Annotated in this window: 11 protein-coding genes; all 11 read right to left on the bottom strand. The window is 35.6% G+C overall.

Annotated elements, in window-relative coordinates:
* Positions 1-52: 52 nt before the first annotated feature.
* On the bottom strand, positions 53-970 hold the full coding sequence (locus RT99_RS16000) for a glycoside hydrolase family 43 protein (RefSeq protein WP_042565765.1): 918 nt from the start codon (positions 968-970) through the stop codon (positions 53-55).
* A gap of 103 nt (positions 971-1,073) precedes the next feature.
* Entirely contained in the window at positions 1,074-2,642 is a 1,569-nt protein-coding gene (locus RT99_RS15995; protein WP_042566037.1) for a glycoside hydrolase family 28 protein, read from the bottom strand.
* 103 nt (positions 2,643-2,745) lie between these two features.
* Positions 2,746-4,152 carry a glycoside hydrolase family 140 protein gene (locus tag RT99_RS15990; RefSeq protein WP_042565764.1) on the bottom strand — a complete coding sequence of 469 codons (1,407 nt, stop codon included), beginning with the start codon at positions 4,150-4,152 and terminating at the stop codon, positions 2,746-2,748.
* A 171-nt stretch (positions 4,153-4,323) separates the two neighbouring features.
* Positions 4,324-7,479, bottom strand: coding sequence for a DUF6298 domain-containing protein (locus RT99_RS15985; RefSeq protein ID WP_242607220.1), 3,156 nt, complete (start codon positions 7,477-7,479; stop codon positions 4,324-4,326).
* Between the two features lie 198 nt (positions 7,480-7,677).
* Complete coding sequence (locus RT99_RS15980) at positions 7,678-9,336, bottom strand: polysaccharide lyase (RefSeq protein WP_042565763.1); 1,659 nt, start codon at positions 9,334-9,336, stop codon at positions 7,678-7,680.
* Positions 9,337-9,456: 120 nt separating this feature from the next.
* On the bottom strand, positions 9,457-10,128 hold the full coding sequence (locus RT99_RS15975; protein ID WP_052483701.1) for a DUF3826 domain-containing protein: 672 nt from the start codon (positions 10,126-10,128) through the stop codon (positions 9,457-9,459).
* Between the two features lie 108 nt (positions 10,129-10,236).
* Positions 10,237-11,940: a polysaccharide lyase gene (locus tag RT99_RS15970; protein ID WP_042565762.1), complete on the bottom strand. Its 1,704-nt coding sequence runs from the start codon at positions 11,938-11,940 to the stop codon at positions 10,237-10,239.
* Positions 11,941-12,079: 139 nt separating this feature from the next.
* The gene (locus RT99_RS15965; RefSeq protein WP_042565761.1) at positions 12,080-14,044 is read right to left on the bottom strand and encodes a RagB/SusD family nutrient uptake outer membrane protein; all 1,965 of its coding nucleotides are present in this window, start codon (positions 14,042-14,044) and stop codon (positions 12,080-12,082) included.
* A 17-nt stretch (positions 14,045-14,061) separates the two neighbouring features.
* Positions 14,062-17,430, bottom strand: a complete 3,369-nt coding sequence (locus RT99_RS15960; RefSeq protein WP_042565760.1) for a SusC/RagA family TonB-linked outer membrane protein — start codon at positions 17,428-17,430, stop codon at positions 14,062-14,064.
* 572 nt (positions 17,431-18,002) lie between these two features.
* Complete coding sequence (locus tag RT99_RS15955) at positions 18,003-20,021, bottom strand: glycoside hydrolase family 127 protein (RefSeq protein WP_082036972.1); 2,019 nt, start codon at positions 20,019-20,021, stop codon at positions 18,003-18,005.
* 247 nt (positions 20,022-20,268) lie between these two features.
* Positions 20,269-22,716: a polysaccharide lyase family 1 protein gene (locus tag RT99_RS15950; protein ID WP_042565758.1), complete on the bottom strand. Its 2,448-nt coding sequence runs from the start codon at positions 22,714-22,716 to the stop codon at positions 20,269-20,271.
* Positions 22,717-22,732 lie beyond the last annotated feature (16 nt).

Here is a 22,732-nt window from a genome sequence, read left to right as displayed (position 1 = left end):
AATTCTCAATTTTTAATTAATCTAATCTGTGAAAATTTGTGAAATTTATGTTTTATTTCTTTTCAATTAATCCTTTTAAAACTTCATCAGAAATTGTTGTAATCGTTCCGTGTTTATGACCTTCCGGAAGACTTATTTTTGACGAAACATCATCAAAATGAACAAAATCTGAAGTACTTAAAGCTTTATAATTTTTTGAACCGTAATTGTCATAATATAAAAGCCAATTTTTATCAACTTTAACAACAGTTGGTCCTTCTGATAAATATTCCGTCAACGGTTCAGAAATTTTTCCGAATGGCCCTAAAGGTGATTTTCCAAAAGCCACTTTTATATTCCGCATAGGTCTTGTATTGTCTTTCAAAACCAAAACATAATCTTTTTTGCTTTTTTTGACAATCACACAATCGATCACACTAAAACCGGGTTCGTAATATAATTTTGTATCAGAGAATGTTTTAAAATCCTTGGTCGTTACATAATACATTCTGTGATTATTTTTTTCTTCTTCAACTCCTTTTTCAAATCGAAACGGAATTGTCGATGCCCAAATAATAATATATTCTTTTTTGACATCATCATAAAAAATTTCCGGCGCCCAAACGTTTACCACTTCCGGTTCGTTCTTCATTACCGGAATATATTCTTGTTGTGACCAATGAATCAAATCTTTAGAACTGGCATATCCAAAACCGTTTCCGCCTTTCCAGTCGGTTGTCCAAACCATGTGATACGTTCCGTCTGCTCCTTTTGTTATGGACGGATCACGCATGATTTTGCTTGCGCCGATTTCAGGTTTTAAGAACGATCCTTCCAAACCTTTCCAGTTGTAACCATCTTCGCTGTAAGCCAGATATAAACCTTCTGTTGCCGGTTCTCTAAACGACGTAAAAAGATATAATTCCTTCTTTTTTTGCGAATAAGTTATCGCAAAAAAGAAAAGAATTATTATGGTGAATATTTTTTTCATGTTTTGTTTTTCTGTCCTGCAAGGTTTCCAAAACCTTGTAGGTATAGTTTGTGCGCATAGAAATACCTACAAGGTTTCGAAAACCTTGCAGGAAGACGAACTGCTATTCTATAATTGCTTTTTTATCCAAGTCTTTTCCTTTTTTAACTGCGGTTGTTACATTATTAAATACATTATTCTTTAGGAAAATACTTTTCGTTTCTTTTCCATCAGCTTCGATGAAAACATCGGTCGCATTAAATGGAAAATTATTATTAATCATTATATTCAAAACATTATCCAACTTAATAACCGGAACTCCTTTTATTGGTGTTGATGAGCCAACATTGTCTAAAATGATATTTTTTGAATCTGATATTTTGAAAGATGAACCCACTGTTGCGTTTACTTTCACATCATGAAATTCCACATCTGTTGCTGTACTTACCGTAAAACCTTCTTTTCCGTCCATATTAATATTCGAGAACGTTATGTTTTGAATTGGCATTTCGGTAATTCCTAAAATTTGTCCCGCTTTGTTTACATTCGAACCTGTAATATTGCTCATGTGAATGTTTCTGAAAATCGGTGTTTTCTCCGTTACAGATTCAACTTTGGTGTCTTTATCGTAAAAAAGGCTTAATACAATTGCTTCTTCTTTGATGTTTTTCATTACAATATTATCGACGCGAATATCTTCTACAACGCCGCCTCTTCCGCGTGCTGCTTTGATACGAATTCCCCGATCTGTTCCGTCAAAAACACAGTTTGAAATCGTGATTTTCTTGATTCCGCCCGACATTTCACTTCCTATTACAACACCTCCGTGACCGCTTAACATTGTGCAATTGGTGATGGTAACATTTTCTGTTGCTTTTCCGTATTTGCGACCGTCTTCATCTCTTCCTGATTTTATGGTGATACAATCGTCTCCAACGCTGATATGGCAATTCGAGATATGAACATTGGTACAAGACGAAGGATTAATTCCGTCCGTATTTGGTGAATGCGGATTAAAAATTGAGATCCCTGTTACGGTCACATTATCACAAAATTCAGGATTTATCGTCCAAAAAGGTGAATTTTGAAAAGTAACGCCTTCGATTAAAATATTTTTGCAGCCATAAGCCTGAAAGAATGAAGGTCTGAAAAACTTTTTGTCAATCGTTCTTTTATAATAATCAGAATAAACGATTCCCTTGTTTTGTTCTTCCCACATTTTTTGGTATTTAGTTTGAGGAATTGGTCCTTTGGCACTTTCTATTCTGTATACTTCGTTCCACCACGCTTTTCCTTGTCCGTCGATTATACCTCTTCCTTTTATGGTGATATTTTCGGCATCTTTCGCATAAAATAATGGTGAGAAAGATTTCATTACCAAACCTTCATAACGCATTTCTACATAAGGTAAATAATCATCAAAATTGTCTGAGAATTTCAAAAGCGCACCTGAATCTAAATGAATCGTAATGTTGCTTTTTAGTTTTAACGCACCCGTTAAATATTCCCCAGAAGGAAAAAAAATTGTTCCGCCACCATTTTTTGATGCTTTTTCAATAGCATTTTGAATGGCTTCTGTACATTTTATTCCTTTGTTGTTACCTCCTTCGTTTAGGATATTCAGCCAGCCGTCGTTTGCGAAAGCAGTGTTGAAAGTGGTTATGAAACAAAGAATGATTAATATATTTTTCATGTTTGTGTGTTTTGTTTCACGCAGATTTTGCAGATTGCGCAGATCTTTATTCTCGTTTTTTGTCATTTCGAAGGAGGAGAAATGACAAGATTGGAGTTATTCTTTATTTTGTTCTCAAAATCAAAACCCAGTCATTTCCATCTTTTTTATCTCCTAATGGCTGAAATTCCTCTGTTCCTTTATTATCTACAATTCCAATTTTTGTTTCTTTTCCATTTCTTGGATTGTACCAACTTGCGGTTACTTTGTCTCCGGCAATTTTTCCCATATTCAGAATAATTTTTCTACCGTTGTAAGTGTAAATCAAAGCGTATTTTTCGCCTTTTGTGGCCACTAAATAATCGTATTTTTCTCCTTGATTGGCGATTAAGGTTTGATCCGGAATTCTTTCTAAATATGGAAAACTTAACATCAATTTTTTAATGTACACCATTTGTCCGGCTCCTGGTGCGTTGATGGCAGAACTCCATAATTCTTTGTTTCCGTACGCTGGTTTATCGCCTTTCCTAAACATTTGCATTACAGCATTATGGCCGTATGTATAACCTGCAGCTCCTGCAAAAACAGACCAATATCCGTAACGACGAACGTCATTGTCTGTCCATTTTGGCTGTAAAGTATCGTGCAAACCATGCGGAATTCCTTCGTAAGATGGTTCTCCGTCAAGCGTAGGTTTTGTTGGTTTTAAGGTTAAATCTCGCTGAACAAATTTATAATTGTCTTCTTTGAAATTCGTTTTTATTGAATCCTGATCGTATCTTCTGTGACCGGATTGAAACATATTAAAATCCAGCCAGCTTGCATTATGATAATTTTCAGAAGAATCAGTTCTTCCAAAAGGGTGAAAAGTCACCAACTGATCTGGATTGTTTGTTTTTAATTTGTTTCCAATAGCGTTCCAGATATCCATAAACTCATTTCCGTGTGTGTCTCCGCCGTTTAACCAAATCACATTGGTTCTGTTTTTATATCTGTCGGCTAAAAACTTCGCATATTTTTCTGCTTGCTCTTTGCTGACTTTATTTCCTTTTGAAACATTTGTTCCCCAAACGGGAACCATTGCAACGTAGATTCCATTTTTCTGAGCAACATCCAAAGTGAAATCTACGTGATCCCAATAATCGTATTCATCCTTATTATTGAAATTATTTCCTGCAGTGGTTAAAGGTTTTGAAACGTCTTCGTTTATCAGGGCGGCATCTCCATAAACATTTACCGCGTTTATATTATGCAAAACCATCACCTGAACAACATTGAATCCTTTTGCTTTTCGATCCTGAAAATATTTATTTATGCTTTCTCTGTCTAATTTTCCAAATGCCAGCCAGCCGGTATCACCCAACCAAAAGAATGGTTTTTCGTCTTCGGTTATGAAATAATGCTGGTTTTTTGACACTTTAATTTTCGGCAAAGTGCCTTTTGTTTTTTCTGCAGATTGAGAATATCCGCTTTGCACTGTCAGCAAAAAGCTTATACAAATTGTGTATAGATATTTAATTTTCAGATTCATTTTGGTTTATTTTGAAATTATGTTTTTTGGACCACGGGTTTGACGGATTGAACTGGTTTACACTGGTTCTTTTTTATTTCTCGCAGATCTGGCAGATTGTGCAGATTTCATTTTATTCTTTAATTTTTAATTATATCTGCGCTAATCCGTTTAATCTGTGTCATCCGTGGGCTAATTTTTCTTTACTATAAAAAGTACTTTTTCTTTTATCTCTGATTGTGGAATTACAACTGTTTTTCCTCCTTTGATATTTGCTTTTTTGGTTAAATTTCCGGTTGCAGCGTTGATTGCGTACACTTCAAAATCTCCTTTGTATGCAGAAAGATCAAGTGAAACTTCTTTTTCATTTTTGATGTAAAAAAGATAACTTTTTCCTGTATTTTCTAATGTCCAGATATTGTCTGAAAACGTATTTCCCGCAACTAATTTCATTTCGCTTAAAGCGGAATAAAACTCAGGAAGCGCAATTTTGGGAAGGTTTGCCAATGAAGCTCCCGCCATTAAAGCCGGCCATCCAAATCTTGACGATCCATCTGTTGAATATAAAATGATTTTTTCAGGATATTTTTCTCTGTATTCACGAACGGCGCGATATACCTGATCGTCTGTTTCTTTTCCGGTTTTGAGTTTTCTTGCGTGTTGTCTTGGTGCTAAATTTTTCCCTCCTTCTGGCGCATAAGCCGATCCGTCTTCTTTATAATACCAATAACGAATGTCAATTACATCAACTGTTTTGGCTCTTTTTGCATCATTCAAAATAGCATCCTGAACATCTTTTGTGGCACTTAAACCTATAATTGCTTTTTTACCGTTTTCGTCTTTCCATTTTTGAACTTCATCCAGCCAGAATTCCATAAAGTGAAGCGGACCTGTATATTCGGCACTTGTTAACTGAATTACGTTGCTGTTTTCCTGAAAATTTTCTAATGATTTACGAATAAATCCCTGATGTAATTTTCTTCTTGCAGGATTTGTAACATCATAAAATTGTTCTGCCATAAAGATACGTTTATCGCCTGCATATGGCGGAGGCTCTGGAAATCCTGTACTGTTTATATTGTTTGCCGAACGCCAAGGCGAGCTCGACCAATGCGCTCCGGCTTCGATAATATTATGTTGAAAATATTGCTGATTGATTAACAATTGTCCTTTGGTTTCGGCCAAATCAGCAAAAAGTGACAAGCGCTCCCAATACCAATCATTGAATTTTGTCAGGTCATATTTACTTAATTGGTCCCAGGCAAAATCCTGTCCGCTTCTGGCAAATGGCTGTTCGTAAAACGGAGGCCAGACATCAGCATCAAAACGGCGAACGCGTTCGTGATCGTCCATTCTTCTTTCGTACCATAAACCGTAATTATGTTCTAAAGCGATCATATTTTTGGTTGTCAAATAATCGGAAACTTCGTCGATATTATCTGTAAATCCGGTTCCAGTTCTTCCCGGAACAAATCTGGTAATATCCGGCAATGACTTCGAAATATCACTATCTCTCAAACTTCCTCTCCACCACGGCACGCTTAATCGATTTCCGGCGATTATTTTATTATCGTAAGTAAGCCAACCGTTTTTTACGATTACTTTTGTGTTTGAAATTGTATTTTGTGCCGAATTTATCTTTAAATCATTCGCATTTTTAAGACCTGAATTGTTTGTGTCAATTGGATTTAATTTCGAAACTTCGGCAATCCATTCGATTAGACTTTCTTTTGGAGCGACTGAATTTTTGGTTAATTCCTGCGCCACTTCAACAGCCGGACTTGATGAAGGTTCTGAGCCGAGATCATAAATATGAGGATTTATGGGAAGTTTTTCCAATCTGCTTTCTAACTGTGCATAAAACAAACTCCTTGGATTGATATGCCCGTTTACTTCTTTCCAATGACCGTCGCCAGCCATGATGCCACCCCAAGTTCCAAAAGCCCAGTTTTGTGCCGTTGGCGGATTATAACATTCTATTTTTGATGCCGAAGTTTCCCAAATAACACTATTTGCGGCCGTCCAGCCTGCGCCTCGTCCGTTTTGTTCTCTGTTATTGTAACTTAAAGCGTGACCGTCGATATATGAAACTTCAAATAAAACTCCGGTTGCCCAACTGCCAATCGCACCGCTGTTATTGAAAGGCAAATACGATTCGCATTGAATAAAGACATTCGGGCCTGTTGTTCCAAATCCTCCCACGGCAAAATCGTGATAACCGTATTCTGAATAACAACGCTGAAATAAAGTTTGCTGGCCTTCGGTATAAAAAGTATGTCTTCTAAAACCTGCGATTTCAGAAACGGGTTCGGTTGCAATACAATCTTCAACTGTAATTTGCTGTGCTGATTTTAAAAGCGAAACTGCTCCTCCAGCAAAATGCTTGAAACTGACTTGTTTTACCCAGGCATTTTTTGTGTTTTCGATGCTAATTCCAAACCATCTGTGTTCTTCGTCTTTTGGTTTTGAAGTATCATAAGTTGATTTCAAAAGGATATTTTCGATTCCGATTTGCTCAATTCTTCCTGACCATGAATAGACTGTTACTTTTGCAGTTCCGTAAACGTCATCCAAAGTCATGGTTAAGGGAGCGTTTAGTGTTACTTCATTTCCATTAATTTTGGTTACCACTCTGTTCCATGAAATATCCCAATCGTCTTTTTTCCAGCCAATCCAACCGGTTTCTGCGCCAAAATCATCCATTTTTAGTTCTTTAATCCAATTTGCAGTTAAAGGTTTTGTGATGATAATTTCATCAGACGGTTTTAATTTTGAGGCGTTTTTTAATTGAATTATTTTTGTTCCGAGCGGTGTATATGTTGTATTGAATTCGAAAGTTTCTCCTAACTTTTTATCATCAATTCCTAAAATTCTAATTACGGCTTCTCTTTTTAATCCGGTTCCTAATAAAATTGTTCCGTTTTCATTGTTTCCGCTTCCTCGTAAAACCACTCCGGATTTTCTGATGAATAAAGTTCCACTGATTTTAAAAATTCCTTTGTCTAAAAGTACAGCACCTCGAAAACCTGATTTGTTCGGTTTTAGATTGCTTACATAATCAATCGCTGCCTGAATTCTTTGGGTTGGATCACCTTCTTGTTTCGGAACAAAAATTTTATTCTCCACATTCGGAATCGCTTTTTCTGAAGCCATGTAGCCTGCATACGAAAAATCAGGAATTTGATTTCCTTTTGCGTCTGCGGTGAAAGAAAGTTTGCCTTCTTTGGTTTTTACGATGTCTGGAAATGCGTTTTGTGCTGTGAGATTTTCACCAAAAGACAAAGCAAAACACATTAAAAGTAATGTGTTTTTAAAAGAAGCAATATTTTTTAACTGATTAAAATTCAATTCAATACTATTTTAAAATTTACATTTTCGAAAATCTTGTCATTTCGACGGAGGAGAAATCACACTAGAAGCTGAAAAAAGATTTGCAAATTACTATGTGTAGAATGGATTAAAATCCATTCTACAATATGATCCGTTCCTCCGGAACTCTTATTATCTTTTTTCTTTTCTCTATATTCTTTATTCTATCTTCTAAATTTACTGCAATAATACTTTTGATAACGTATCGGTATTATTTTCAAATTTTGTCCAATCCGTTTTTCCTTTTGGATCTATGTTATTAAAATATTTTTCAATATTGGTATAACCGTCTCCGTTTGCATCTTTATTGGCATCTGATGGATCATTTGGATTTAAACCAAATTTCTTTTCCCAGGCATCTGCAATTCCATCATTATCAGAATCTTTATATGCTTTTCCTTTATATTCCGGATAACCTCCAACCTGATTTGGGTTCGTGATGATTCCTTTTTTATACGAATCTGCGGGTAATCTTCTTTTAATAAATTCTGCACCAATCGCATTTTCCAAACCATCTTTTACTTCAATTTTTCCGGTGCGAACTTGTTTGATTATTCTTTCGTCGACTGCATCTCTTTTTGGCAAGGTTGCCCCAACATTTTTCAATACAAATTCATACGCTTCTTCTGCTTTCATGATTGTAATGTTTGGCATTGAAAACGGTTTTGGCTGTTTAATTAACTCTAAATAATTTTTAGTTTCAGCTTCTGAGTGATCTTCCAATTGTACGCCGCCGTTCCAGTTGTCTGCTGTAACTTCTGGAGAACCAACGATATAATTTCCGTCAACATAGGCTCTTCCGTATGTCTGTGGTTTCATATATCCAGATTCAGGTTTTAAAATTCTGTAACGAATTGGCTGATCTGTTGGTGTAATTGGTCCCGGCTTAAAATAATTATTGATGATGTTGAACATCGAACGATAATCTCCTCCGTCAAGAGAACGATTCCACCAATTGAAAATCACATTATTCACAAAATTAAAATCACCATACATTCCGATAGACGCATTTCTTGAAATATTATCAGCCCACAAGTTACGCATAAATGTGCTGTTTAATCCACCAATTGTACTTCCGAAAGCGTGATTATACGTATCTAAACCTTCTGATGAAATGGTATTTTGAATGGTAATATTACAAGCGGGTAATTTCTCTAATTTTGATTTATCATTGGCCTGAAACTGATGTCTGTATAAGGAAATATTTTCGTCTAATCCCCAGCTTACAGAGCAATGGTCTACGATAATATTCCCGATTGGATTTCCGCCAAGTGCATCATCTCTACGGGTAACTTCTGTAGCGCCTCTGCGAAAACGCATGTATCTGATGATAACGTCATGTGTATCAATTTCTAAAGTTTCTCCGGCAATACAAATTCCGTCACCGGGAGCAGTCTGACCTGCAATAGTAACATACGGAGCACGCATGCTGATTCTCTTTTTTAACTGAATAATTCCTGAAACATTAAATACGATTGTTCTTGCTCCAACGGCTTCACAAGCTTCACGAAAAGTTCCTTTACCACTGTCTTCCAGACTTGTTACTATAAATATTTTTCCGCCTCTTCCGCCTGGGGTAAAAGCACCGCCGCCCTCAGCTCCGGGAAAAGCAGGAATATCGGCATGAACAAAATCTTTTGGATAAGAGGCCCACGGTAAATACGGGCGTCCCAATTTTGCTTCGGCCTGAATAATATTATAATTGCTTGTCCAAATTTCAGCTAATCTTTTTTCTTCATCGGCTAAAATCGCATCGGTTTTATCCTGAAGCGGTTTTGGAATTTCGGGATATTGCGCATATGCAGAAGAAAAGAAAGAACAGAATGATATGATCATTATTGTTCGCTTTATGCTGATTTTTAGAAATTTATTTTCCATTAGAATCTTATTTTTAGTTCTTAGTAATTAGTCCTTAGAATCGTACTCATTTTTAACTAATCACTAAGAACTCTTAAATTATTTACCCGATTTGGCTTTTTCTCGTTCTTCCAAACGTTTATGCCAATCGGCACTTTCTTTATTTAGGTCGTAACCTTCTTTTGATAAATAATTGTTGATTCTTCCTTTGTATTTTCCAAACCAGCCATGTTTTTCTTTGGATGATCCTCCATCCATAGCAAATTCTCTGGCTTCGACTAAAGCTTTGTAGATATAATCTTTTTGTTCTGCGGTTAAATTTGGCAGCATATCGTTGTAACCTGCAACGGTAATTGGCAATACGCCATAGGTCATTCCGTCTTTTACTGCTATTATTTTATCTTCTGATAATTGCGTTCCTAATTTTTTTAAATAAGATTTGTGCAGTTTTTCAATTTCTTTATCTGCAGTTCCTTTTAATTTATCAACTTTTTCATTTTGTATTTCTTTAGACAAACTGCTGTCTTCTTTTATTTTTTTAATTTCAGCATCTCTTCCATCCTGAATTTCGCTTAAGTCTCTAAATTGCTGTGCGATAATTTCTGTAACTGTTTTTTCTTTTTCAGGATTTGCCAAAGCAAGTTTGGTTACAATTTTAGCGGCTCTTTCGTTGGTAACGTTGATATATACCGGATCTAATTTTTTTTGTGCGATGCTATTAAAGAATACCAATAACATTAATAGTACACTTATTTTTTTTATTGATTTCATTTTTAATAAATTATAAATTACAATCACTATAAATCTGTATGATCTGCTAAATCTGCGTGCTATTTTTTCTCACGCAGATTTAGCAGATTCAGGAGATTTTTTTCTTTATTAATCTTGTAAAGACTTTGTTAGCGTCTCTTGATTATTACTTAAATCTTTCCAGTCTACTTTTTTAGTTGGATCGATTCCGTTAATGTAATCTTCGATGTTTGTATATCCGTCGTTGTTTGAATCTAGTTTGGCATCAGCTGGATCATTTGGATTTAAACCATGTTTTTTCTCCCATTTATCAGGGATACCATCTTTGTCTGTATCAACATAAGGTTTTCCTTTATATTCCGGATATCCTCCAACCTGAGAAATATCTGTAATGATTCCTTTTTTATAAGAATCCATCGGCAAACGTCTGTGTTCGAACTGATAGAATTCTTTTTTCTCTAATCCTTTTGCATATTCAGGAACTCCGGTTTTTACGGTTCTTACGATTCTTTCGTCTACTTTATCTCTGATTGGTAATGTTGCTCCAACATTTTTTAATACATATTCATACGCTTCATCGGCTTTCATGAATGGGCGAAACCAAGGCATTGGAAAAGGTTTGTCGCTTTTCATTTTATCAAAATAAACTTTGGCTTCATCATAAGTCATTAATTCGCCTTTTTTATTTTCGATTTGAATTCCGCCATCCCAGTTGTCTTTGGTTACTTTTTCATTTCCGTTTACAATGTTTCCATTTACATAAGCTCTTCCAAAAACCATATAAGGCAATTTACTTCTTCCTGATTCCGGTTTTAAGATTCTGTAGCTAATTGGCTCGGCTAAATTAGTTACCGGACCTGGTTTGTAAAAGTTGTTCATGATGTTGTAGTTTGCTGTATAATCACCACCATCTGTAGATCTGTTATACCAGTTGAAAACTACATTGTTTGCAAAATTGAAAATACCATTCCATCCAATTGAAGGATTTCTTCCGGCATTATTTGCCCACATGTTTCTAATAAAAGCACAATTTTCTCCGCCTAAAGTACTTCCGAAAGCATGGTTGTAAGTATCTAAAGCTTCTCCGAATAAACTGTTTTGAATTGTAATGTTTACCGTACCTACTTTTACATCCTGATAACCCGCACCCGGACTGTACATATGTCTGTACATTGACATGTTTTCATCCAATCCCCAAGTTGCAGAAACGTGATCGATCATGATATTTCCAACTGGATTTCCTCCAATGGCATCGTCACGACGACCTACGAAAGTTTCTCCTCTGCGGAAACGCATATGTCTGATTATTACGTCATGAGTATTGATCCAAACTGATTCTCCTGCCACGCAAATCCCATCGCCAGGAGCAGTTTGTCCTGCAATAGTAATATATGGTGCACGAATAATTAACGGACTTTTGATTCTGATAATTCCTGAAACATTAAAAACTACTATTCTTGCTCCACCTTTTTCGCACGCTTCTCGTAAAGTTCCAGGTCCGCTGTCTTCAAGACTTGTAACGGTGTAAATATTTCCGCCACGTCCTCCAAAAGTGTACATTCCGCCTCCTTCTGCACCAGGAAAAGCAGGGATTTCTGCCTGTGGTAAATCATTTGGTCTAGATGCCCACGGAATAAATGGTTTACCGTGTTTGGCTTCTTCCTCAATAATTACAAGCGCTTTTTCCCAGGCTTCATCTGAACGTTTTTCAGCTTCATCCATAATAACTTTGGATTGCGCCTGAACTTCAGGACTTATTTTGGGATACTGCGCAAAACATTGGAAACTTCCTAAAAACAATAGGAAAAGAGCCGATAAAGTGAAATTTTTCATACTAATTTTTAATTTTGGTAATTCTTTTTAAACAAATCACCTGTATTTTTTAGAAATACAGGTGAAATTGTTTGTCATTATTTTGATATTATATTGTATTAGAAATATCTAAAACGATTAGACGTTTCTATAATTTAATTTAATCCTGATAGTTGAAAGTTCCCTCTCCGCCTGAAGCATCTTTCCAGCCGATGGTTTGTGTTAACCATGGATTTTGAGATAAAACAGTATTTTGCAAGCCCATAATGTAGTAGTTAGGATTAAATTTAATCTGAACTGGTGCATTATTAACATTATCCATAGGTGTTGGCGGTGCTGCGAGTACAAAATTAGTAGTGTAAAATGTTGCCAAAGCTGCTAACTGTGTTTGAAAGCTAGCTGCGTCAGGATCTACAGAAATACTTGCACGAGAAGCCGTTAAAGGATCTGCACTTGTTGCTGTATTTTTGTATTGTAAATAATTCCCTGTACGTTGTGTCCCGTTTATTGGCTGTAAACCTAATTTACTAATAGTACTTCCGCTAGTTGTTCCCGGAAGTGTAGTGTTATCATAAAGCATCCAGCGCTGGATATCCCAAAAACGTTTTCCTTCGTAAGCTAACTCAACTCTTCTTTCGTATAAAACAGCTTCTATTGCTGCATATTTATCTGCCAATGTTCCAATCCCGTAATTGTTTCCAGCATCAATTCCTACTCTTTTTCTAATTCTTCCTAAATAAGCTGTAGCATTACCAGTTTGTCCAAGTGCTGCATAACATTCGGCAATATTTAATAATAATTCTGCATAACGGTATTCTAAAATATCATTTCCTGAGTATTGAAAACTACTTGCATTAGTAGCTGTAACATCTGTCATTTTTCTAACAAATGCAGGACTTGTTTCATTATTCGAATCACTATAATAAACTTTTTTTGCATTATCTAACCAAGTGTAAGCCCAAACAACAGGTTTAGCGTTTTCTTTATAATCCCATTTAGCACCTGAAAAAGCAAATGTTCTGTAAAATCTTGGATCACGATTTAAAAAGAAAAGAAAAGGATCATAATTCGCAGCTGTAGGTCTTCTTCCATCAGCCAATGGAAATAAATCGATCATTTCTTTAGGAGCTTCAAGAGCACCTGTTCCTCCCTGGCTTATTGGGCGAATAGCTTTCTCCCAAGAGTTATTCATTGCTACATTGCTATTTGTAACTGTTAAAAGCTGAGTTGTAATCGCTTCAGAACAGAAAGCATTAGCACCAAGTGCAAACATATTTTGCCAGTCTTTTGCTGAATTTCCATAAAGTCCGTATCCAGCTCCTGATAATACAGTCTCTGCTTCTAAACCAGCTTTTAATGCTGCTTCCCAACGATCATTAGAACCATCCCAATTTTTATTAAATAATGGGCTTGCGTATGTTAGTAATACTCTTGATTTTACTGCTAATGCCGCTCCTTTAGTAACACGACCGTATTCACCTGCCCAATTTGCAGGCAATAAACTTGCAGCCATATCTAAATCTTTTACAATTTGCTCTACAACCTGAGTTACTGTAGCTCTTGGCACTTTAATTTCTGGATTTACTGAATTTGGTGTCTGAACTTCTGTAACGATTGGAACTCCTCCATACACTTTCATTAAATCAAAGTACTGAACAGCACGTAAATAATACAATTGTCCTTTTGCCTGATCGCGAAATGTCTTGTCTAAATTTGCTCCTTTTACATCGATTTCTGCGATGAAAGAGTTACAATCTCTAATTCTGTTATAAGGAACGTTATTGATTTTGTCTTCTAATTTTCCTCCGTAATAACCAGATCCGTCAGCCGCATTTACATATGTAATTGTTGGATTAATAAGAGGTTGTATTCCTCCTACTTCTTCCGTCATTTTAGAATATACATCTGTAAAAGATCCTACCAAACTTTGATTTGGAGATTTAAAAGCCGAATAATAATCGAAGTAAACGTTATTAACGTACCAGGTTGCTTTTTCCTGACTTTGGTAAAATGAGTCATCTACACTTCCGTAATTTTTCTTGTCTTCCAAAAAATTATCACTACAAGAAGTACTAAGCACTGCGAGAAGTGCTATAGTTATATATTTATTAATTTTTAGTTTCATCTTCAGTATTAATTAAATTAGAATGTAATGTTTAAAGTAACCGCCCATGTTCTAAGCGTTGGATAATTCTCAGAAGAGCTATCGTACATATTGCGGTAGTGATCCGGATAAGGATTGTATAAATCCCAAAGGTTATTACCGGTTACCCCAACTGACCATTTTGCAATTTTAATTTTATCCAAAAGATCTTTTGGCATATCAAATCCTAAAGTTAAATTTCTCACTGTACAACGGAAAGTATCTAATTGCCAGAAATCAGATGGTACTGCTATATATTCCTGATTAGCTAAATTAGGATATTTACCATCCAGGTTATCATCAGCATACATGTCGTTCCAGAAAGTTTCTCTTGCCCACATATTGTGTGTAGAACCTGTTCCTTGTTTTACAACATCTATTGCACGGTAGCCGCCCCAAGATGTTCCAATTTGTGTTTTGAAGAAAAATGATTTATATCTTCCTCCTAAATTTGTAGTAAATCCGTAAGTTCTGTTACTATTAACCAATTTCACATAATCCTCATTTTTTTGAATTTGTCCGTTTGGCCCAGCCTGAGTACCGTCTTTATCATTGAATTGTCCTCCGGCATCTTCATAAGCCAACATTCCTCGTCTCATATTTGATACAGAAGAGATTCCCATGTAATTTGGTGCACCACCCGCAGCAGTTGCACGTTCTGTCAAATAAGACCAATAATTGGCAACATCTTGATCTGTACGTAAGATACCATCTCCTGTTGAAGTTCCTTTCCATGTTTTGAAACCCCATTGTGGAAAAAATGTAGACTGTCCTGCTTGTACCAGATTATTTGATGGATGCATTAAAGGTGGCTCAGGGAATTTCTTAACTTCATTATCAGAATATCCAAAATTCACTCCAACATTATAAGTGAAGTTTTGGTTGATCTTATCTTTCCAGCCTAAGCTAAATTCTGCTCCCCATGAATCAATTGCTGCGTAATTTTCTTCAGCATATCCTCCACCTACAGAAATTGGCACGCCTACTACTCCAGCCATCGTAGTTAACATATCCTTAGATTTATCATAGTAAAAATCAGCTGTTAAAGACAATCTGTTTTTTAATAAACTTACATCAAGACCTAAGTTATTTTTTATCGTTGTATCCCATCCTACATTTCTGTTTGGTTCTACTCTAGGAGTCACAGAACCGCCAAACAATCCTCCGTTTGATCCAAACTGAAAACCTTTGTCTGCATTTACATCATACAATTTCATCCATCTCCATGGACCAATATTATCATTTCCTGTTTTACCAATAGAGTAACGTACTTTAAGAAAATCGATCCAGGATACATTATCAGTAAACCAGTTTTCTTTTGAAACAATCCATCCTGCCTGAAGGGAAGGGAAGAATCCCCAATAGTTTTCAGGAGCAAACTTTGTAGATGCATCACTTCTAAAAAGGAACTGAAGCATATATCGTGATTTATAACTGTAATTAACACGTCCTAAATAAGATAATGTTCCCTGCTCTCCTTTTAATGCTGTTGAATTTGTAGTTAAAGTCCCTGCAGTCTGGTAAGAGCCTGCATAATCTTTACCTGTATTTTCAAATGCCAAACGTGTACTGTTAAACTCTGTTTCTGAACGTTCTACAGAGAACATTGCGCCAATTTCATGATTGTCAAATGTTCTGTTATAATCCATAAAGAAGTTGGCTTGTACCGATTTTGAATCAAAACTATCATAATAAACTCTGGCACTACGTGTATTGGTTTCAATTGAGTAATAATTATGAACGCCATCATTTGTAGTTGTTGGTAACGCTGCACTTGCTAAGTGATTATCTAATTTTTCGTAACCCATTATTCTTGCCAAATCATACGGTAATGCTACTTGTTCTGTACTTTCTGAAGTTTGAGTTCTGGAATAAGTTCCTTTAAGGGATAATCCTTTAATAAAAGGAACTTTCCAGTTAAGTGACATATTTACATTATAAGAAAAGTCACTTGAAATTTGTTTAGAACCATTGTTTAATGTGGCAAAATAATTATATCCTGCAATCGTATTGTTTGCATTTGCATTACCTAAAGTACCAGTGGTACGAGGAAACGGCGACATATAATATGGTTTGTCATTAACAATCGTTTCCCATGGAATGTATTTTGGCATGTGAAGCAAAAATCCGTAATCAGCCTGTTCTCCACCTGATGCAGAAGCATAACTACTGTCATTAATACCTGAAGAAGCCTTAGTAAATGATTTTTCTATATCTCCTGAGTTCCCTGAAACAGCTGCCGAAAAATCTAAAGAACTTGTAATTTTTGCTGTCATTCCAGTACGGAAATTCCATTTATTATAATCTTGCTTTCCTAAGTTTGGTCCTTGTGTAAAGTAATTGATTCCTGCAAAATAGGTTGCTTTTTCTGTACCACCTGTTACATTTAAGGTATGTTTTTGCTGAATTGCCGGTTTCCAGGCTTCTTTTAACCAGTCATAATTCAAACCTTTCATTTCTTCTAATTCTGTTGGATTAAAAAGATATGATCCATTTGTACCTATATTATTTCCTCCTGTAAAAAATCTATTGGAAAAAACACCGTAATCATACGCGCTCATTGTTTTACTATGACTAACAGCATCGTTTACAGCAAACTGGCTAAAATAATTAAATGAAGGCACACCGCTTTTTCCTCTTTTAGTTTTTACTACAATTGCTCCTTGAGATGCACGAGAACCATAAATTGCCGCAGATGCGTCTTTTAATACTGTCATACTTTCTATCTCCGAAGGATCTAATCTGTTAAACGCTTCCATAGAAGGTCTACCAGTAGTTGGATCGATCTGAATCATATCGTCAATTACAATTAATGGTGTTTTTGAGCTACCATCTTTAGAAAAACCATACGTTTGACGAATCTCCAATGAACCTGAATCACCAGGACGTCCTCCTCCATCGATAACATTCATACCCGGAACCAAACCTCTTAATGCGTCAGATAAATTTGAAACCGGAAGCTCCTGAATATCCGAAGCATTTATAGTAGCAATAGCTCCGGTAAGTTTCTCTTTTTTCTGAGTTCCGTAACCTACAACTACAATGTTTTGTAACTCATTAGAATCTTCTGCTAGTTTAGCATTTACTATTGTACGACCTCCAATGGCTATTTCTTGTTTTCTCATTCCGATGAAAGAAAAAACTAAAGTTGCATTTGGCTTAACTTTAATTGAATATGAACCATTAAAATCAGTCGTAACCGAATTCTTTGTAGATTTCTCTGTTACGTTGACCCCTGGAAGCAATCCTGATACATTATCAGTAACTGTTCCTGTTACGGTTACAGTGTTTGAAGTTTGAGCATAACTCACTATGCTCATTAGTGCAAACAAAAGAAAACTACATCTCTTTAAAAGTGCTTGTTTCATAAATGTTTTTGTTTTGGTTAGGTTATTAGTTTAGTCAGTTTTTTCAAATAAAGAAATATTGTATTTTGATTGTTTTAACATTAAAAGGTTAAATGTTAAAAATACATTTATTTATTTGTGACCCAAAAATATAACGATTGCGTATTACAAGTGTCCTGTGCTATCCTGTTTCAATAGCATTATCCGAAAAAAAACTATCTAAAAAAACAATATTAATAAAAAAAAGAAAGAAAAAATGTACGTAAAGAAAAAAACAACAAAAAGGTTTGAACATTGTTGAATATCCAAACCTTTTTTGAGTAGAAAACCGAAAAATAATCAGCAAAATTAATTGTAAGCTATTTATTCATTAAAAATCAGTTCATCTGTCGCTGACTTTAAGTGAATTACATTTAATATTTTTATAAGAAAGAATTAAAATAAACAATACAAATCTGAATAAAAAACCTACAGAAATTAAAAAACTGCTAGTATAACACTAAATGTTAATTTTTATTGAAGTTTATTAAGCTTTTTTAACTTTTAACCGTAAATTCTTATTAATAGCATTTTGTAATCGTTTAATATAAATTTTAATATGGCATCCAAACCGTCATTTCCGCTTTCCCATCATTTCCCCACGCAAAATATGGAATCAATTTTAAGTTATATTCTTTAGTTTTTTTCGCAGATAATGGCTGATAAAGCTTTTTATTCCAATCTGAGTTCTGATCTGTAAATGAAGTTGCGTTTATAGTTAGCAGTTTTCTATTGTTTAATTCTATAAAACTTGTTGTAAATTGAGAATTAGTATTTAAAACAACCTCATTAATGCTCGTATTTGCAGGAAGCTGATTTGACTCTAAACAATAAACAATAGGGCCTCTTTTTACGGCAATTTGATTTTTTATTTCTTCCACCAACGGATTTGCCTGCATTAATTCAACTGGCATTGGAATATTCAATTCGATGATATCTCCTTTTTTCCATTTCTGATTTATTTTAGAATAAGTTCCCGAAACAACCGCAGTATTGATTTTTTTATTATTTATTGAAATTTCGGCATTTTGACTCCAACCCGGAATTCTCAATAAAAAATCATATGCTGAATTTGGTGCTTTTACAATTTTCAACGTAATTTTTCCATCCCACGGATAATTCGTTTGCTGTTCTATTTCTATTTTCTCGCCGTTTGGCAAAGTTGTTTTTAAAGAATTACTTCCGTATAAATTCACATACAATCCTTCTTTTGAAAAACTATAAGCATAATTACTAACCTCAGCAATAGTTCTGGTCACATTTGGTGCGCAACAGTTAGAAAGCGCAATATACCCTTCACGCTCTTTGCTCCACCTTTGTTTAAAAGGCAAATCTTTAGAAACATTCAACGGATTATTATAACAGAATTTTGTTCCTTCTAAACTCATTCCTGATAAAACACTATTATAAAGTGCCAACTCTACAATATCTGCATATTTAGCATCGCCCGTAATTTGAAGCATTCTCCAATTCCATAAAACATTTCCAATATTGGCGCAGGTTTCTGTGTGAGCCGTAGCGTTTGGCAACTGAAAAGGTCTGCCGTAAGCCTGATGAATTTTCTGCACATCGGTAGGATTATAAGATGTTCCGTCTGGCGAAACTCCATCGTATAAAGCGCCACAAGCTCCGGTAATGTACATTTTTCTATAGGTTACATCGTCCCAAATAGATTCCAGATTGTCTAGTAATTTCTTTTCTCCGGTTTCTGCATACAAATCGGCAACGCCGGCATAAAGATAATTTGCCCTAACAGCGTGACCCATTGCGGTGGTTTGCTGTCTAAACGGAATCCTGTCCTGATTATCATCGGTTCCATCATTTGTGGTTCCGCGAATATCAATTAGATTATTCGCCAATTCGAGATATTTGGGATTCTTTGTTGTGCGATACATTTCGACAATTCCCATATAATGTGAAGGACAAATGGCATTTCGCGCCAATTCTGGTGAAGCTTTTTTGTAGAAATCATATAAATAATCTGCAACGCCTTTTGCTATTTCGAGAAAATTGGTTTTTCCCGTGGCTCGATAATGAATACAAGCTGCGGTCATTAAATGCCCCATATTGTATTTCTCAAAACCCAATTGCTTTTTTACTTCTTCCGGACCCAAAGTTCCCCAGCGTTCATCAATTAAAACCGGAGTATGAATATAACCGTCTTTGCGCTGTACTTTCGCAAAAAGCGCAATGGCTTTATCCATTTCCGCATCTAATTTTTTGTCTTTTGTTACAGCATATGTTGCTGCCATTCCTTCAAAAATTTTATAAAAATCGCCGTCATGAAAAGAAGGCCCTTTAAAAGTTCCTTTACTTTCTCCGGCTGCAATTTCAAAATTTTTATAAGCGTGCGAAATCGAATCGTTATGATACAAATCCCACATATAAGGCAATGTGTTTTTGGTTTCAACATCAAATTGTTCTTTCCAAAAACCGTCTGTCCATTTTACATCTTCTAAACTCACACTTTGCAATTTAGAATACGGGCTGTTTGAATTGGCAACCAAACCTTTATTCTGAGCAAAGAATGAAGTTGAAATTAAAAACGTTGATATGATGATATTCTTTTTCATTTTGATGATTTTGTATTGTGATGATTTGGAACGCGGATTTTTTTATCTGTCTGGCTAAATCTGCATGAGAATTAGCACGCGGATGACACGGATTTAAACGGATTTTTATCTGCTTGATCTGCCAAATCTGCGTGAGAATTTATTTTTTCAAGCAGATTAAAAAGATTTAAGCAGATTATTGAATTGCATTATTATATTTAAAATCTGCGGCAATCCGTTTAAATCCGTGTCATCCGCGTGCCATTTTTTATTTTACAAAGAAATTTATAGTACGACTCATCGAATCTCCTTCAGCATCTTTAACCGTAATTACAACAGATGCAAATCCTTTTTCTATTGCCGTAAACTGAATGTCTTTTCCTTTTAAAACTACTTTTCCATTTTTAAGATCAGAGAAAGTATAAACCGGTTTGTTCTCATATCCTCTAAAATAATCAGCCGCTGAAAGTGTTGCCTTTTCTCCAGAATTAATAAAGAAATGTGGTTGTGCCATCCAGTCTAAATATTCGTCAAGTTGTGTAAAACCATCTTTATCCGCATCCAGATTTGTATCTGTAAAATCGTCTGCTTTAGAATTTTCGTTTAAACCTTTTGCCATTTCCCACCAATTTGGCAACCCATCATGATCTGTATCCCAATCTGCTGGACGCTTTTCACTTGCATATTCTCCCAAATCCCCTAAATCTTTTTCAGAATCGATCATTCCGCCCAAACCGCTTTTGCTTCCTTTATAAGTAAAAGTTCCTTTTAAAGTTTCCTCAATAATTCTATTATCGTGTTTATCAAAAAAGGGTTCACTCGCTCCAACATCCGAAAGGACATTTTTGTAAGCGCCTTTGGCAGTTTCTGTCTTTACATAAGATTCGAAAAATGGCTTATCAACAAACGTTTCATATTTTACAATTTCATTATGCGAAATAGTAGATGTTCTGCCTTTTTCCTGATTTTTTTCATCAAAATGACCCTGCATAATATTTCCATCAAAATAATAACGCTGCATTCCTTTACCAACACCTTCATGTTGTGCATTTAAAGCAAAGAAATATTTAGTTGAAGCTCCGGGTTTGTAATAATTGTTTACAAAATTTACTTCATTGGCGCCTCCGTCAGTTGTTCTTTGTCCCCAGTTGTAAACCACATTGTTTCTAATATCCAGTCTTCCTGTATAATATCCGTCTCCGTTTAAACCGCCGCCAATACTCCAGTTTCTTCCGTAATTATGAGCCAGTAAATTGTGGTGAAAACTACCAATGTCACCGCCAATTGTTGCTGCAAAACCGTGCATTTTTCCCACTTCATATTTATCATGTCCCGCAACATTCAATGCTTCAGAAATTAAGGTTCGCTGTAAAGTAATATTGTGCGCACTACGCGAACTGAACGATTCGTCGATGGTCCAGCTGATAGAACAGTGATCTATAATACTGTGATTTGCTCCCGTAAGTCCCATTCCGTCGTAGGTTTTTCCGCTTCCAATTCTCACTTTCAAAAATCGAATAATTCCATCATTTCCAGTTAAACCAACTGGTGCTTTGCTAATTGTAATTCCTTCACCCGGTGCAGTTTGTCCTGCAATTGTGATGTACGGATTATTGACAACCAATCGATCTTCTAATTTTATATTTCCCGAAACATTAAAAACAATTGTTTTAGGACCAGTTCCTTCATTTACTGCGGCACGGAAACTTCCAGGACCGTTGTCATTTAAGTTGGTAACCTCAACAACTCTTCCTCCTCTTCCTCCCACAGCAAAACGACCGTAACCTTCAGCGCCCGGAAAAGCCAGCTGTGCGGGTTTGAATGACCAAACGGTTCCTAATGTTGTATTTCCTTTTGCATCAACTTCATCAACGCGCCAGTAATAGGTTGTCATACTGTATAAATCTGAAACCGAAAATTTTGTATCAGTTTGTTTTCCTTTAAATTCCGGTGATTTTTCAGTTGCATTTGTAACTGCTTTTTGATCTGTTCCGAAAAATAAATGATGTGAAACAGCATCTCCTGAAGCTTTCCAACTCAATAAAAATTTATCGCCCAAAACAACGTGTTCGTCTCGGTTTTCGGGTTTTGGCGTATGTGCTTGTTTTTTAAGATTTGGCGTATCAATTTCAAATCCGTTGATGACCATTTGCTGAATTAAATCAGGTGCTTTCGAATCTAATTCAAAACGAATCACCACATTTTTTCCCGCCTGAGCCTTAAATTCAATGTAGGCCGTAGCAGAATTAATAGTCGAAGTTTCTCTGTTAGTCGGAATTATAGTTTCCACCAATTTATTGTCTACATAAATTTTTATCGGAGCAAATGTTTTTCCTTCGATTTTGTCGAAAGTATTATGAAAAGTCAGTAGCGAATGTTGTCCGGTTTTTAATCTGTTAATGGTAATTTCCAGACTTTTATCTGTAACCAAACCGTCGCTTGTTAACCGACTGTAAAATGGTGCGCTCATTCCGACTTTGAACCATTTCGACGAAAAATTTCCTTTTAATTTGAAAGTTACATTATTAAAAGATTTCTCCGCTTCGGTTTGTTCTGTTATGGGCCATGAATTGTAATTAGGATCGCCTACTTCTTCAACTCTTCTTCCCGAAAAATCAAAATCGACTTTTACGATTTGTTTTTCAGAGGATTGCGCTTGTGCATTTGTGATTAAAAGCAGGCACAAAACTGCGGCGCTTACTATTTTTTTGATCATTGTGGTTGGTGCTACT

It is taken from the genome of Flavobacterium sp. MEB061, from assembly GCF_000834715.1.
GTDB lineage: Bacteria > Bacteroidota > Bacteroidia > Flavobacteriales > Flavobacteriaceae > Flavobacterium > Flavobacterium pectinovorum.
This window is presented reverse-complemented; position numbering and strand designations above follow the sequence as displayed.

Excerpts from the sequence above, each read along its gene's own strand:
- RT99_RS15950 (WP_042565758.1), bottom strand. The coding sequence starts at position 22,716 with ATGATCAAAAAAATAGTAAGCGCCGCAGTTTTGTGCCTGCTTTTAATC.
- RT99_RS15990 (WP_042565764.1), bottom strand. The coding sequence starts at position 4,152 with ATGAATCTGAAAATTAAATATCTATACACAATTTGTATAAGCTTTTTG.
- RT99_RS15955 (WP_082036972.1), bottom strand. The coding sequence starts at position 20,021 with ATGAAAAAGAATATCATCATATCAACGTTTTTAATTTCAACTTCATTC.
- RT99_RS15970 (WP_042565762.1), bottom strand. The coding sequence starts at position 11,940 with ATGAAAAATTTCACTTTATCGGCTCTTTTCCTATTGTTTTTAGGAAGT.
- RT99_RS16000 (WP_042565765.1), bottom strand. The coding sequence starts at position 970 with ATGAAAAAAATATTCACCATAATAATTCTTTTCTTTTTTGCGATAACT.
- RT99_RS15965 (WP_042565761.1), bottom strand. The coding sequence starts at position 14,044 with ATGAAACTAAAAATTAATAAATATATAACTATAGCACTTCTCGCAGTG.
- RT99_RS15980 (WP_042565763.1), bottom strand. The coding sequence starts at position 9,336 with ATGATCATATCATTCTGTTCTTTCTTTTCTTCTGCATATGCGCAATAT.
- RT99_RS15960 (WP_042565760.1), bottom strand. The coding sequence starts at position 17,430 with ATGAAACAAGCACTTTTAAAGAGATGTAGTTTTCTTTTGTTTGCACTA.
- RT99_RS15995 (WP_042566037.1), bottom strand. The coding sequence starts at position 2,642 with ATGAAAAATATATTAATCATTCTTTGTTTCATAACCACTTTCAACACT.
- RT99_RS15975 (WP_052483701.1), bottom strand. The coding sequence starts at position 10,128 with ATGAAATCAATAAAAAAAATAAGTGTACTATTAATGTTATTGGTATTC.